This is a genomic window from Aeromonas sp. 1805 (assembly GCF_013085525.1).
Taxonomy (GTDB): domain Bacteria; phylum Pseudomonadota; class Gammaproteobacteria; order Enterobacterales; family Aeromonadaceae; genus Aeromonas; species Aeromonas hydrophila.
This window is the reverse complement of sequence record NZ_CP038515.1, coordinates 213,727-226,982: the sequence shown is the minus strand read 5'-3', so window position 1 is coordinate 226,982 and position 13,256 is coordinate 213,727. Positions and strand designations below refer to the sequence as shown.

The window sequence follows — 13,256 nt, the reverse complement described above, 5'->3', positions numbered from 1 at the left end:
TTATTTGCCTCCGGTACGCAGACGGGGATCCAGGAAGACGTAGAGCACGTCGGCCAGGAAGTTGAAGCTGAGCATGGTGATGGTCATGATGAGCAGCTGCCCCTGAATGAGCGGGTAGTCGCGGGCCAGAATGCCCTGGTAGAGGGTCAGACCCAGTCCCGGGTAGTTGAAGATCACCTCGGTGATGAGGGATCCGCCGATGACGAAGCCCAGCGCCATGGAGAGGGCGGTGACGCTCGGCAAGATGGCGTTGCGGGCGCCGTAGTTGAAGATCACCCGGTTGCTGGAGAGCCCCTTGGCCTTGGCCATGGTGATGTAGTCCTCGCCCAGCAGGTTGATCATGTTGTTGCGCATGGTGATGAGAAAGCCCCCCACCTGCACCATGGCCAGGGTGCCCACCGGCATGATGGCGTGGGTCAGGATGCTCTTGATGTGCTCCCAGCCCCAGTCAGGCTTGATCTCCGGGCTGTAGGCGTAGCCGATGGGCAGCCATTCCAGACTCACCCCGAACAGGAAGAGCGCCAGCAGCGAGATGACCACCGGCGGAATGGCCTGCATCACCAGAGTGAGCGGGGAGAGGAAGCTGTCCATGCGTCCGCCCCGGTGCCAGGCGGCGAAGATGCCGACGATGGAACCGATGGAGAAGCTCAGGATGGTGGAGGTGCCCACCAGGAACAGGGTCCAGCCGATGGCGCGGCCGAGCACGTCGGCGACCGGCTGGGGGTAGTAGCGCACCGAGGTGCCGAGATCCCAGGTGAAGACACTCTTCACATAGGTGAGAAATTGGGTGCCGATGGGGCCGTCCACGAACCCGAAGGTGGCCTTGAGGGCTTCCAGGGCGGCGGGTTCCATCATGGCGCCGGCCCGGGCAAACATGACGGAGACGGGATCCCCCGGCATGGCTCTGGGTAGCAGGAAGTTGATGGTGGCGGCCACCAGAAAGGCGACCAGATAGAAGGAAAAGCGTCTCAGTATGAATCCCATTATGATACCTTTTACTGCTGGTCCGCCCCGCGCCGGGCATAGTTACCCCAACCCCGGCAGAGCCGGGAAAAAGGGGGATGGGCGGGGAAGAGGGCCCCCCGCAGGGGGCCGGGATTAATTAGCTGTTCGGCTTGAGTGACAACACGTGCAGCAGACGCTCCGGGGTGTCCGGGTGAACCTGCGGCTTGGCGACCGGGTTGTCGGCACTGAACCAGCCGTGGAAACGCTTGGTGCTGTATTCGTACCAGGTCGGGTTGTTGAACACCGGGATGATGGTCTGATTGGCACCGACCCTGTCCTGGATCTCGAACATGATCTCCTTCTGCTTGGCGGCATCGGCGGTCTGGGTAAAGTCGTCGATCAGCTTGTCCAGCGCCGGATCCTTGTAGCGGGGCGCCGCAAAGCGGTTGCCGCGCTCACCCATGTTGCGGGAGTGGAAGGCCGTCTCGAAGTACTTGTGCGGGTTGGCACCGGCAAAGTAACCCTGCAGGGCGACGTCGAAGTCACCGGTGATGAGGTTTTCAGTCCAGACGGTGGCTTCCGGGGTGGCGGTCTTGGCGTTCAGGCCCAGTGCCTGCAGCCCTTCCACGCCGATCTGGGCGGTGTTGACCCAGTCGGTCCAGCCGTTCGGTACCAGCACCTTGAACTCGATCTTCTGGCAGGTGGGGGTGTCGAGGAACTTGTCGCCGTCACAATCCTTGTAGCCGGCCTGTTTCAGCAGGGCCTTGGCGCCTTCCAGATCGAACTTGTTGTACTTGCCGTACTTCTTGTCCACTTCCGGGTTGTTCCAGGAGTCAAAGGCTTTGCCGAGCCCTGACGGGTACTCGTTGACGGTCGGGTAGCCGTAGCCCGCGATATCCACCATGGACTGGCGATCCATCGCCATGGAGAAGGCGCGACGGAAGTTGATGTCGTTGAAGGCTTCGTGGTTACCCGGTTTCTTGGCCTGGAAGTTGACGTTGAACGCCACCGTGCCGGAGGCCGGGAACCAGTACTTGTTGTTCTTCGGATCGTTGCCGACGTAGAGGCGCTCGATGTCCGGCACGAAGGAGCCGAACCAGTCCACGTCACCCTTCATCACAGCGGCCAGAACCTGGTCGTTGGTGGCCATCTGCGGCATGCGCAGGCAGTCGATGGAGAGGTTGGCGTTGTCCCAGTAGTGCGGGTTGCGGCACTGGGTGTAGAGCTGGGCGGAGAAGTTGTCCACTTCGGTGAAGGGACCGGTGCCGACCGGCTTGTCGTTGGTGAAGGCGACCGGATCTTTCACCGACTTCCACTGGTGCTCGGGCACGATGGGTACCAGTACCAGATCGTTCACCACGTTGGTGTTGACGTCGGTCAGCTCGAACTTGACCTTGTTGGGTGCCAGCTTCTCGACGCTCTTGATCTGGGTCCAGATTGAGCGCTCGTCCAGCGCCTTGTTGGCCTTGACCAGATTGAAGGAGAACAGGATGTCATCGGCGGTAAACGGCTGACCGTCCGACCACTTCACGCCGTCACGCAGATCGAAGGTGACGGACTTGAGGTCCTTGCTGAACTCGTAGTGGGTGGCCAGACGATAGACGGGTTTGCCACCCTGCATATCGTTGAAGATCACCAGAGGTTCATAGATGAAGTGACGAGTGGTGTGCAACAGACCCGCTTGCAGGAAGGGGTTGAAGTTCTTGACCCACGCGGTCTCCTGTTGTGCGACCAGGGTCAGCACCGTCTTGTTGTCGGCCGCCATGGCGTTGCCGGCAGCGCCGGCAAGCATCATGGTGCCCAGCATTACAGCAGTAGAGATTTTGGATACTTTGGCAAGCATATTATTTCCTTTCTTATTTATATTCCTTGTTTGGATTTGAGCACCGACTTCGCATGCTGGGGAGGTCGGCCCTCAATGTTGGCCAGGTTTTGCACCCTTGTAGTTGTGTCATCCAACGTCCCTAGCAAAGCAGAGTTAACAGGAAAACAACAACTGTTCAGATCGTCGATATCGTAAAAATCGACGCCCTCACGTCAATTTCGTCAAAACCGCTTTTAACTCGATTTAAATCATCAGGTTATGTTAATTGCTTTGACGTAATAAGTCCCTGTCAATCGACCTTCCATGACAATTGTGTGAATTGGATCGGCTCTCGTTTTGACGTATGGCGAAGGCTTAATTCTGCACAAAAAAAAACCGCCCCGGCAAGTGTGAGCCAGGGCGCAGATTGGGCGGTGGATATCAGGGCTTGCGGTTGGCGAGCTGACGCAGGGTCTGGGCGCTGTGATGCAGCAGCTGGCGCTGGGCCTCGCTGAGCGGGCTGTGGCCCAGCACATACTCGGCGGTGGCGACCACCGTCTTCCAGCGCGGCGCCTTGGGCAGGGTATCCAGGCTCAGGTACTTGTCGAGGGTACGGGTCTGCGGGCTGGAGCGGTCCATGTAGACCCGCCACAGCTTGCTCTTCTCGGCCAGCACAATCTTGCCCTTGCCGGTGCTCTGCTGCCAGGCATCCAGGGTGAGCCGCATGGTGTCCACCAGGGCGCGGCGCAAGGGCTCGTCATCCTGCTGGCGGATGAGGTCGTCGGCCAGCGAGCGGAACTCCCCGCCCAGCCGGCTCAGCTCGCCCAGCAGTTGGCCATCCTCGATGATGGCCTGGCGTGACAGGCTCTTGAGGGCGTTCTCCAGCGCCATCACCCGGTTCTCGTCCTGGCGCAGCTCGGTGCTGAGGGTGAGGGCGAAGGCGGCCTGACCCCCCAGGCTGATGGGCAGGGCGCGGGCATTGAGTTCGTCTTTCTGGCCGGCCACCAGAAACGCCAGCTGCTGCTCCCCCCGATCGTGCAGATCGGGCCACTGGCTGGTCAGCGGGCTGGCCAACCAGTCATCCAGCGGTTGCCCCTCCATGGCTTCCGGCTCCTGGCCCAGCAGGCGGGCCAGTGCCCGCGAGGCGAACAGCACTGTGCCCTGGCCATCGATGAATACCATGGGATCGGCTCCTTCGCCGAGCAGGGCCAGCAGTCGCTCCTGATCCTGATGCAACTGCTCCTGCAGCAGCAGACGGTGCTCTATCTCCTGCTTGAGCAAGCGGTTCTCTACCAGAGAAGCGCGCCCGGCGCTGGCTTCCAGCAGGGCCCTGACCCGGGCGAACAGCTCCTCCTTGCAGAAGGGTTTGACGAGATAGTCGTTGGCGCCGGCGTTGAAGCCCTCCTCGATGTCCTTGGGCTGGTTGAGGGCGGTGAGCAGCAGTACCGGCAGCTTCTCCTTGGGGTGCTGCTGGCGCAGCCGGCGGCAGACGTCGAAACCGGAGAGGGTGGGCATCATCACGTCCAGCAGGATGAGGTCGACCGGCTCCTGGGCCAGCTTGGCCAGCGCATCGTGGCCGTCGCTGCTGGGCAGGATGCGATAACCGCAGGGCTGCAGCAGGTGGCGCAGGATGTGCAAATTGATGGGCTCGTCGTCCACCACCAGGATGAGGGGCGCATCCTCGGGGGGAGGGGGGAGGTCATCGCTCTCCCAGTCCGGCAGGATCAGCGGCTGCTGGCGCACCAGCTGGTGCTCGATCTGGCGGCTGTCGAGGGTCAGGCTGCCCGCCTTGCCACTGGCGAGCGGCAGGGTGAAGGCGAAGGTGGAGCCGACGCTCGGCTCGCTCTCCACGAACAGCTCGCCCCCCATCAGGTGCACCAGCTGGCGGGTGATGGAGAGGCCGAGGCCGGCCCCCTGTTTGCTGACCTCCGGGCTCATCTGAACCAGCGGCTCGAAGATGTGCTCCAGGTGGTCCTTGGCGATGCCGATACCGGTGTCGGTCACCTTGATGCGCAGGAAATTGCCTTCCACCAGGGCGCTCAGCACCACCTTGCCCTGCGGCGTGTACTTGATGGCGTTGCCCACCAGGTTGTAGAGCACCTGTTCGAGCCGCTGCTCGTCGGCCAGCACCGGCGGCAGCTCCACCGGGCTGATGTCCACCAGAGTCAGTGGCTTGGCCTGTACCAGGTGCTGGCAGAGATCCAGCACCAGCCGGATGACCCCCTTGGAGGAGACCGGCTGGGGGTGGATCTCCAGCTGGCCGTAGCGCATCTGGTGGTAGTCGAGCAGATCATCCACCAGTCGGGCCAGGCCGTCGGCGCTCTTGATGATGAGCCCCAGCTGTTTTTGCTGCCCTTCGGTCAAGTCCTGCTGGCTGGCAAGCATGGATTCGGCCATCCCCTTGATGCCGTGAATGGGGGTGCGCAGCTCGTGGGAGGTGTTGGCCAACAGCTCATCCTTGAGCTTGTCCGCCTGCTGCAGACTGAGGTTCTGCTTGTGGGTCAGCTTGACCTGCTGCTGCAGCTCCTGGGTCTGGCGCTCGATGAGTTCGATCTTGTCCTTCACCGAGCGCTGCATGTGGCGAAACGCCTGGGCGAGCCGGTCGATGTCGTCGTCGGTGCGTTCGATGGCGATGGGGTGATCCAGCGCACCGTCGGCCACCTGTTCGGCGGCGGCGGTGAGGGAGCGCAGCGGCGCCGTGATGGAGTGAGAGAGCCAGCGGGAGAAGAGGATCAGCAGCAGCAATGAGCCGGCCCCCAGCAGGATCACCAGGGTCTCCAGCTGGCGGATGGGGCGATAGGCCTCGCTGGTGGAGATCTCGGCGATGAAGGCCCACTCGGTGTCGAACACCTTCACCTGGGTGTAGGCGGCCAGCACCTCGTCATCGTGGTAGGAGCGAAACAGCCCGACCCCCTGCTCGCCGGAGAGTGCCTTGACCACCAGCGGGGTCTGCAGCGGCCGGAAGTTGGGGCGAAAGCTATTCTCCACGCTGAATTCGGGTGCCAACCAGGCGTTGGCCCGCATCCGCTTGTCCGGACCGATGAGGATGGTTTCGCCGGTCTCGCCGAGCCCTTCCCGCTCCGCCATGATCTGGTTGAGCTTGTCAGGCAGCAGCTCGAAGATCACCACGCCGCGCACATAGTCGTATTGCATCACGGGGGCGGCCATGTAGGCGACCACCTGGCCGGTCAGCTCGTTGCGGCCAAAATCGGTGAACTCGAAGATCTGCTGCGGCTTCTGGCCGCCGTCGAGGCGCCGCTTGATCTTGGCGAAGGTGCTGCCAAGGCCGCTCGACTGGTAGGGGCCGGAGAGCAGGTTGGTGGCGAAGTTGGCGTGCTTGGTGACCGAATAGACCACGTCGCCGTTGAGATCGATGAGAAAGATGTCGCTGTAGTTGGACTTGCGCACCATGTCGGCGTAGCCGCGGTGAAAGCGCTGGTGCACCCGGCCGTACATCTCGTCCGCCAGGATCAGGGCGCTGATGGAGGGTTCGATGTCGCTGGTGCTGTCGGGTTTTTGCAGCTGATCCCAGGAGCCCGGCACATAGCGGGCCTGGGCACGGGCACGGGCCTCCTGCGGTGTGGTGCCGAGTTTCTCGAAGGCACCGGTGAAGCCATAGAAGCGACCGATACTGTTGCCGGCAAAATCCTGCTGGGAGAAGTTGATGATCTGCTCTTTGAGGTTGCCGAAATAGTCTTCCAGCTGGTTCTTCTTGATGTTGCGAACGGAAACCAGATGGTTGGAAGTCTGGGTGGTGAGATCCTTGCCGTGGCTATAGAGGAAAAACAGGGTGACGACCAGGAAGGGCACCATGGCTAGCATGAAAAATGCCAGCATCAGCTGCGGCCTGAGCCCACGGGGCTTGAAGATCCATTTCATCGGGTGATTTTCAATTGAGAATCCGGTTACTAACCGCAGCAAGTCTCTGACTAAAGGCTAATCATTTCAATGACTTTATCTCAAATTCGCCTGTGGGGTCACAGCCTGGTGCGGATTTTTTGGGCAAGCCGTCTAAACCCTGAGCAAACAGTACAGGAAAGGGGCCAAAGTGCGAAAAAAGGGTTGTGCCCGCGCTCGGGGTACGTATAATGCGCCTCGTTGTCAGGCAACTGGCAGCAAAGCAGTACAGGCGGGAATAGCTCAGTTGGTAGAGCACGACCTTGCCAAGGTCGGGGTCGCGAGTTCGAGTCTCGTTTCCCGCTCCAATCTTCCATGGCACCAATCATGGATATCACTTTCAAGGCAATGCCTTGTCAGCATGGCGCGTTAGCAAAGCGGTTATGCAGCGGATTGCAAATCCGTTTAGTCCGGTTCGACTCCGGAACGTGCCTCCATATTATCTTCGTTTCATTTCTTACAGCATTTCATCACACCAGCTTGGTGTGGATCACTCTGCTCAATATCCTTGCTGCAACAACAGCTGCTCACAGCCCTGTTGCTGCCACTCTCGTTCCAGATAGCGGTTGACCTGCGTCAGGTCCTGTCCCCGGTATTGAAACTGCACTTCGGCCGAGTGTTCGGTCACATCCATCATCTTCTGTTTCAACTGGCCGCATTGCCACATGCTGACGGTCGGCGCTCCCTTGTAGGCCAGCGTGATGCTGTCGGCCTGGTTGAGCTGCCAATCCTGCCATTCCGACCAGAGCAGCAGGCCCAGTATCCCTATGATCGCCATTTCTGCGGGTTTCATCGCACCGACTCCATCTTGAGTGCCAACTCATTAAATCTGGTCGACGGGAGCTACTTTGCCAGCTTTTGTTGCTTGTAAGTTAATGGATGTAACCCAATTTCACTTTAAGGCTTTTAAGGGATCTTTTTGCAAAAAAATGGGAATCCTGGTGTAGTAATCCTACAAATTGTGGAGTAATCTTTGCTCAGTGGTCTTACCAGTAAGGAGTTCTATCATGTTTCATCCCTATTCCCTGACTCAGATAATTCTTCGTCGCATCTATGTGCTGCTGGTGGGTATGCTGGCTTTCCCGGTGATGCTGTTTCGCAGCGATCGGGCCCGTTTCTACAGCTATCTGCACCGGATCTGGAACAAGACCAGCACCAAGCCGGTATGGCTCAAGATGAGCGAGCGTGGCGAGCGGATCTTCTACTAAGTCAGGTTTCAATTGAAAAAGACAGCTGCGGCTGTCTTTTTTGTCATTAAGTGCCGGCCACCGATGCCCGTACGGTTGTATCGTGCCAAGCAAACCCCGCCCTCTGGCGGGGTTTTTTATTGCCTGCATCCCTGGGATTGGCGGTGGCAGGGGGGCGGTGCACATCTTCATGGTGAAAGTTCATTTGAAAGGTAAATGGAATAACCCTTTAAAAACATACTGTTGCCAATTGTGTTTTTTATAGATGTGCCGATTTTGCATTTTTTTTGAAATCAATTCGCCGGCGCTCCGGTTCTATGGAGGGCATCCGGTCGTGACCGATCGGGCACACCACACACAATCAGAAGGAACAGAGAATGAACGTTAAAAAGAGCACTGCCATCGCCTCCGCCATGACCGGTCTGCTGGCCCTCGGCGCCCAGTTCGTCGCCGCCCCGGCCATGGCGGCCGATGAAAAGGAGAAGTGCTACGGGGTGGTGAAGGCGAGCAAGAACGACTGCGCGACCAAGACCAGCTCCTGCGCCGGTACCGCCAAGATGGATGCCCAGGGTGACGCCTTCGTGGTGGTGCCCAAGGGGCTGTGCGAGAAGCTGGCAGGCGGCTCGCTGCAACCCAAGTAAGGCTGGGTGCCACGGTGTTGCCTCAGGGGCACCGTGGCCTTCTTTTGGCTGGTTTGCAGCGAGGCTTTGCGATGAACCCCTTGATTGGTATTGGATTGCGCACGCCCCATTACGACGAGATATTGCGCACCCTGCCGGCGGTTGGCTGGCTGGAGGTGCACAGCGAAAATTACTTTGAACGTCACAGCCGGGGGTTTCAGGTGCTGAGCGAGTTGGCCCGGCACTATCCCGTCAGCCTGCACGGCGTCGGCATGTCCTTGGGCTCTGCCGATGCACTCGACCTTGATCACCTCGCCAGCCTCTCGGCGCTGGCCCGCGCCATCAAACCGGTGCGCATCTCGGAACACCTCAGCTGGGGCAGCATTGGGGGGCGTTACTTCAACGATCTGCTGCCGGTCCCCTATACCCGGGCGAGCCTGCTCAACATGAGCGACAAGATCAGGCAAGTACAGGAGGCGCTCGGCTGCCGGCTGCTGATCGAGAACCCCTCTTCATACCTGCAACTGGCGGGGGAGATGCCGGAGTGGGAGTTTCTGGCGGAGCTGCAGCGACGCAGCGACTGCGCCATCCTGCTCGATCTCAACAACCTCTATGTCAGTGCCTTCAACCACGGCTTTGCGTGCCGCGACTATCTGGCTGCCATCGACATCGCTACTGTGGGCGAAATTCACCTGGCCGGTTTTACCGATCAGTCCCTGCCGCAGGGGCACCTCTATATCGATACCCACAGCGCGCCGGTGAGCGAGCCGGTGTGGGCCCTCTATGAGGAGATCTGCCGCCAGCGCGCCATTCCCACCCTGATCGAGTGGGACCTCGAGATCCCCCCGCTCCCCGTGCTGTTGGCGGAGGCCGAGCGCGCGAGCGCCATGCTGGACGCCGCCATGGCCGCTGATCTTGTGCCGGAGGCCGCCCATGTCTGAGCTGGCTCGCCGGCAGCAGCAGTTTGCCGAGGGGCTGCTTGGCCAGAGCGAGGCCATCCTGCCCCACATCCGCTCCCGTCTCTTTACGGCGGATGCCGTGCTGCAGGTCTATCGCAACCACTTCATCCTGAGCCTTGGCGAGGTGCTGGCCGGCAGCTACCCGGCCGTCAAAGCCATGGTGGGGGAGGCGTTTTTCGACGCCGCGGCGCGCGGCTTCGTGCTGGCAGAGCCTCTCTGCGAAGGGAGCGTGATGCACTACGGCGCCGGCTTTGGCGACTGGCTTGCCCGGCTGCCGACCACCGCTGAACTGCCCTGGCTGGGTGAGCTGGCCCGCTTCGAGTGGGCACTGGAGCGCACCAGTTTGCTGGCCTCCGAAGGGCGCCACTGGCCGGCCGAGCGGGTAGCCGCCTTGCCGCCAGCGGTCTGGCAGACGCTGGTGCTGATCCCGGCCTGCGATCTGTCTCTGTTCGACAGTCCGCGCCCGGTTGATGCCCTCTGGCAGATGGCCCTGCACGAGGGCGAGGCGGTGCAGGATCTGGCCGCTCCCGCCTGGCTTGCCCTCAAGAAACAGCCCGACTGTCGGGTCTTGCCGCTGAGTCTGAGCGAAGGAGAGTGGCGCCTGCTGGATGGCTGTCGCCGGGGAATTGCTCTTTCTGCCCTGCTGGCGCGGGATCCGCAGGCTGCAGAGTCTCTGACCCGCCTCGTCACCCTGGGCCTGCTGGTCGATGTGACCTCAACGCTGGAGTAAATTCGATGACAAATCACAAGTGGACACTGATGCAACCGGTGGGCCCCGCCGTTCCCTGGTGGCTGAGCGGGGCCCTGTTGCTGCTGGCCAGGTGCTGGGCGGCGGCGGCCTTCTTTCGTTCCGGCTGGCTCAAGCTGAGCGCCTGGGACAGCACCCTCTATCTGTTCGAATTCGAGTATCAGGTGCCCCTGCTGCCCTGGCAGTGGGCGGCCTGGCTTGGCACGGCCACCGAGCTGCTGTTGCCGGTGCTGCTGCTGGTCGGGCTCTTTACCCGGCCGGTCGCCGCCCTGTTGTTTACCTTCAACATGGTAGCGGTGATCTCCTATCCCACCCTCTGGGCCGGCGGTTTTTACGATCACCAGCTGTGGGGCTGGATGCTGCTGACCCTGGTCGTCTGGGGCGCGGGGCCGCTGGCCTGGGACCAGTGGCGCCTTGCCAGGCGGGCGTGAAGTCTCCACACTGGCGCTTTGTTCAGGCGCCCACAGGGAGCCTGTTCACCTCAACGAGCGTCACAAGGAGAAGCGCCGATGATCATCCGTCAGGCAACGCAGGCAGACATTCCCGCGCTGGTGACCCTGCGCATGGCACTGTTTTGCGAGGTGGGGGAGCTGAGCGAACCGCTGGCCGACCTGGATCTCTGGCAGGCGACCAGCCGCTACTTCAGCACGGCGCAGGCCGAGGAGAGCGCCCGCTCCTGGGTGGCGGAAGTGGATGGCGAGGTGGTGGCGAGTGCGACCCTGGCCCTCTTCGTACGCCCGCCCTATCCCGGCAACCTGGCGGGGAGGGAGGGCTATCTGCTCAACATGTATACCCTGCCGGCCCACCGCCGGCAGGGGTTGGCCGGCGCCCTGCTGGATCAGATGGCGGACTATGCCAGGGCGCAACAGCTGGGCCGGGTCTGGCTGCACGCCAGCGACGAGGGGCGCCCGCTCTATGAGCGGATCGGTTTTGTGGCCAATCCGGCTTACCTGGAGTGGCCCGTTACCGGCTAGCCCATTGCGATTCAGACGCTGAAACGCTAGAAACCTTGACTAAGATCAATTCAGGCGGGGCGCGTACCCTGATGACGAGGTAAAGACAAGATGTTCAATCTTAAACTCAAAGCCGAACTTCAGGCTTGTCAGGAGCAGTTGGCGCAGGCGCAGACCTTCATTGATGCGGTCAAGGGCGGGGTGGCGGTGATTACCTTCACGCCTGAGGGGCAGATCCTGGAGGCCAATCCCCTGTTTCTCGGGGTGGTTGGTTACAGTGAGTCTGAGGTCGTGGGTCAGCCACACCGGATCTTCTGTGACGGTCTGTATGCCCAGTCAAATGCCTATCAGCAATTCTGGGAACAGCTGCGGCAGGGGCGCAGCCACAGTGGTGTCTTTCGGCGGCTGAACAAGCAGGGTCGCACGCTTTGGCTGGATGCGACCTACTTTCCGGTCAGACAAGAAGGGCGGGTGGTACGGGTGATCAAGGTCGCTTCCGACATCACCCACAGCCATGAGCAACTGCTGAGCCAGGAGGCGACCTCGAGCGCCCTCGATCGTTCTCAAGCCATCATAGAGTTCACCCCCAGAGGGGAGATTGTCGGCGCCAACCAGAATTTTCTCTCCTGCATGGGCTATTCGCTGTCGCAGATAAAGGGCCAGCATCACAAGATCTTCTGCGATGAGAGCTTCTATCGGGAGCAGCCGCACTTCTGGGAGGATCTGGCCAGGGGCCAGGTAAAGTCCGGACTGTTCCTGCGCCGTACCAGCCATGGCAACGACATCTGGCTGGAGGCGAGCTACAACCCCATCAAGGATGAAGAGGGCAAGGTCATCAAGGTGATCAAGTTTGCCAGCGACGTGACCGAGCGGATCCTGCGGGCACAAGCGGTGAGCGATGCCGCCCGGGTGGCACACTCCATCTCGCAGGATACGACTCGGGCGGCGGCAACCGGTACTGCCTTGCTCAACTCATCGGTGACGCTCTCCACCGCCATTTCGGAGCAGGTGGGCAGGATGGCAGAGCTCATCGGGTTGCTCAACGAGCAGTCAAAGAGTATCCAGTCCATCGTTTCCACCATCAGCAGCATTGCCGAGCAGACCAATCTGCTGGCCCTCAATGCCGCCATCGAGGCGGCTCGGGCCGGGGATCAGGGACGCGGTTTCGCAGTGGTGGCCGACGAAGTGCGCCAGCTGGCGGCACGCACCACCCTCTCTACCAGCGAGATTGACGGCGTGGTGCAGAAAAACCGCGAACTGACGGCGCAGATCACCAACAACATCAATGAGGTTGCCCTGAGTGCTCAGCGCGGCAAGGAGCAGATTGTCGAGGCGAGCAGCGTGATGACCCAGATCGAACAGGGGGCGAGCAACGTGACTGAAACCGTCTCCGGTCTGGCCATCGGTGCCTGAGTCTGTTCCAGGCAGCCGCCCGTGGCTGCCTGATATTTGTGCGAACGACTCGTCAATCTGAACCCCCGCTGTATCGCTCCCTGCTTGTGAATTGCCCGCCGGCGGCGGCCTGTTTAGGCTTGCCGCCTCATTATTTCTGGAGCAAGCGAAGACGATGGCAACGAGAAGACATGGCAGGGCACTGGCGCTGCTGGCGGGCATGGTGGCAAGCGTGGGGCTGAGCGGCTGCATGGGGCAGATGGGGCTCTCCTCCATGGTGACCAAGGGCAACCTCAGCGTGGTGGACAACCGTTACGGCCGGGCCGGGGTCTTTGTCCTGCTCTCGCCGGTCTACGGCCTGGCAGCCACCGCCGATCTGTTCGTGTTCAACACCATCGAATTCTGGTCGGGCAAGAACCCCATCACCGGCAAGTCGCCGGCGCTGGTGGATCAGAAGCTGGACGCTCTGATCAAAGTCAATCAGCACCTGGATCCGTCCCTCAACAAGGTGCCGCTGGCCATGCTGCCGCAAGGGGTGCGCGAGGTGGAGGTGAGCTACCCGGACGAGCGCACTGCCCAGATGGAGGTGCACTACCTGGACGGGCGCAGCAGCCTGATGCGTGGCGAGAAGCGCGGCGAGCTGCTGGACATCTACTTCGACGGCCGGCTGGTGTCGACCCTGACGCCGGCCCAGCTGGACGAGCTGGCCAGCCGCCACCCCGCGATGGCCTGACGTCACCAGAGCCTGAGA

The 13,256-nt window shown here is 61.2% G+C and carries 12 protein-coding genes and 2 tRNA genes; 10 read left to right on the top strand and 4 right to left on the bottom strand.

What is annotated here, in order from left to right:
• From E5E96_RS00970 to E5E96_RS00960, 3 genes are all read right to left on the bottom strand, one after another.
• A complete protein-coding gene (locus E5E96_RS00970) occupies positions 1-984 on the bottom strand; it encodes an ABC transporter permease (protein ID WP_011706883.1) in 984 nt (327 codons plus the stop codon).
• Between the two features lie 118 nt (positions 985-1,102).
• Entirely contained in the window at positions 1,103-2,788 is a 1,686-nt protein-coding gene (locus tag E5E96_RS00965; RefSeq protein ID WP_011706882.1) for an ABC transporter substrate-binding protein, read from the bottom strand.
• Between the two features lie 402 nt (positions 2,789-3,190).
• A complete protein-coding gene (locus tag E5E96_RS00960; RefSeq protein WP_171281367.1) occupies positions 3,191-6,628 on the bottom strand; it encodes an ATP-binding protein in 3,438 nt (1,145 codons plus the stop codon).
• 250 nt (positions 6,629-6,878) lie between these two features.
• Here E5E96_RS00960 and E5E96_RS00955 point away from each other — a divergent pair.
• Together E5E96_RS00955 and E5E96_RS00950 are read left to right on the top strand one after the other, a co-directional pair.
• A tRNA-Gly gene (locus E5E96_RS00955) sits at positions 6,879-6,954 on the top strand.
• 55 nt (positions 6,955-7,009) lie between these two features.
• Positions 7,010-7,083, top strand: a tRNA-Cys gene (locus tag E5E96_RS00950).
• A gap of 62 nt (positions 7,084-7,145) precedes the next feature.
• Here E5E96_RS00950 and E5E96_RS00945 read toward each other — a convergent pair.
• Positions 7,146-7,439, bottom strand: a complete 294-nt coding sequence (locus E5E96_RS00945) for a hypothetical protein (protein ID WP_011706880.1) — start codon at positions 7,437-7,439, stop codon at positions 7,146-7,148.
• 214 nt (positions 7,440-7,653) lie between these two features.
• On the opposite strand from E5E96_RS00945, the gene E5E96_RS00940 reads away from it, so the two are divergent.
• The 8 genes from E5E96_RS00940 to E5E96_RS00905 all read left to right on the top strand — a co-directional run bounded on the left by E5E96_RS00940 (position 7,654) and on the right by E5E96_RS00905 (position 13,238).
• Entirely contained in the window at positions 7,654-7,854 is a 201-nt protein-coding gene (locus tag E5E96_RS00940; protein WP_011706879.1) for a YbfA family protein, read from the top strand.
• Positions 7,855-8,210: 356 nt separating this feature from the next.
• On the top strand, positions 8,211-8,474 hold the full coding sequence (locus E5E96_RS00935; RefSeq protein WP_016351554.1) for a DUF2282 domain-containing protein: 264 nt from the start codon (positions 8,211-8,213) through the stop codon (positions 8,472-8,474).
• Positions 8,475-8,545: 71 nt separating this feature from the next.
• Positions 8,546-9,394, top strand: coding sequence for a DUF692 domain-containing protein (locus E5E96_RS00930; RefSeq protein ID WP_171281366.1), 849 nt, complete (start codon positions 8,546-8,548; stop codon positions 9,392-9,394).
• Complete coding sequence (locus E5E96_RS00925; RefSeq protein ID WP_171281365.1) at positions 9,387-10,142, top strand: DNA-binding domain-containing protein; 756 nt, start codon at positions 9,387-9,389, stop codon at positions 10,140-10,142. The genes E5E96_RS00930 and E5E96_RS00925 overlap by 8 nt, the downstream gene beginning before the upstream one ends.
• Positions 10,143-10,147: 5 nt before the next feature.
• Positions 10,148-10,591, top strand: a complete 444-nt coding sequence (locus tag E5E96_RS00920) for a DoxX family protein (RefSeq protein WP_171281364.1) — start codon at positions 10,148-10,150, stop codon at positions 10,589-10,591.
• Positions 10,592-10,669: 78 nt separating this feature from the next.
• Positions 10,670-11,134: a GNAT family N-acetyltransferase gene (locus tag E5E96_RS00915; RefSeq protein ID WP_171281363.1), complete on the top strand. Its 465-nt coding sequence runs from the start codon at positions 10,670-10,672 to the stop codon at positions 11,132-11,134.
• Positions 11,135-11,224: 90 nt separating this feature from the next.
• Positions 11,225-12,526: a PAS domain-containing methyl-accepting chemotaxis protein gene (locus tag E5E96_RS00910; protein ID WP_024944146.1), complete on the top strand. Its 1,302-nt coding sequence runs from the start codon at positions 11,225-11,227 to the stop codon at positions 12,524-12,526.
• Between the two features lie 91 nt (positions 12,527-12,617).
• Positions 12,618-13,238, top strand: coding sequence for a DUF3332 domain-containing protein (locus E5E96_RS00905; protein ID WP_043121349.1), 621 nt, complete (start codon positions 12,618-12,620; stop codon positions 13,236-13,238).
• Positions 13,239-13,256 lie beyond the last annotated feature (18 nt).

Coding starts and splice junctions, on each gene's coding strand:
- E5E96_RS00965 (WP_011706882.1), bottom strand. CDS start 2,788: ATGCTTGCCAAAGTATCCAAAATCTCTACTGCTGTAATGCTGGGCACC.
- E5E96_RS00970 (WP_011706883.1), bottom strand. CDS start 984: ATGGGATTCATACTGAGACGCTTTTCCTTCTATCTGGTCGCCTTTCTG.
- E5E96_RS00925 (WP_171281365.1), top strand. CDS start 9,387: ATGTCTGAGCTGGCTCGCCGGCAGCAGCAGTTTGCCGAGGGGCTGCTT.
- E5E96_RS00945 (WP_011706880.1), bottom strand. CDS start 7,439: ATGAAACCCGCAGAAATGGCGATCATAGGGATACTGGGCCTGCTGCTC.
- E5E96_RS00915 (WP_171281363.1), top strand. CDS start 10,670: ATGATCATCCGTCAGGCAACGCAGGCAGACATTCCCGCGCTGGTGACC.
- E5E96_RS00930 (WP_171281366.1), top strand. CDS start 8,546: ATGAACCCCTTGATTGGTATTGGATTGCGCACGCCCCATTACGACGAG.
- E5E96_RS00910 (WP_024944146.1), top strand. CDS start 11,225: ATGTTCAATCTTAAACTCAAAGCCGAACTTCAGGCTTGTCAGGAGCAG.
- E5E96_RS00940 (WP_011706879.1), top strand. CDS start 7,654: ATGTTTCATCCCTATTCCCTGACTCAGATAATTCTTCGTCGCATCTAT.
- E5E96_RS00920 (WP_171281364.1), top strand. CDS start 10,148: ATGACAAATCACAAGTGGACACTGATGCAACCGGTGGGCCCCGCCGTT.
- E5E96_RS00935 (WP_016351554.1), top strand. CDS start 8,211: ATGAACGTTAAAAAGAGCACTGCCATCGCCTCCGCCATGACCGGTCTG.
- E5E96_RS00960 (WP_171281367.1), bottom strand. CDS start 6,628: ATGAAATGGATCTTCAAGCCCCGTGGGCTCAGGCCGCAGCTGATGCTG.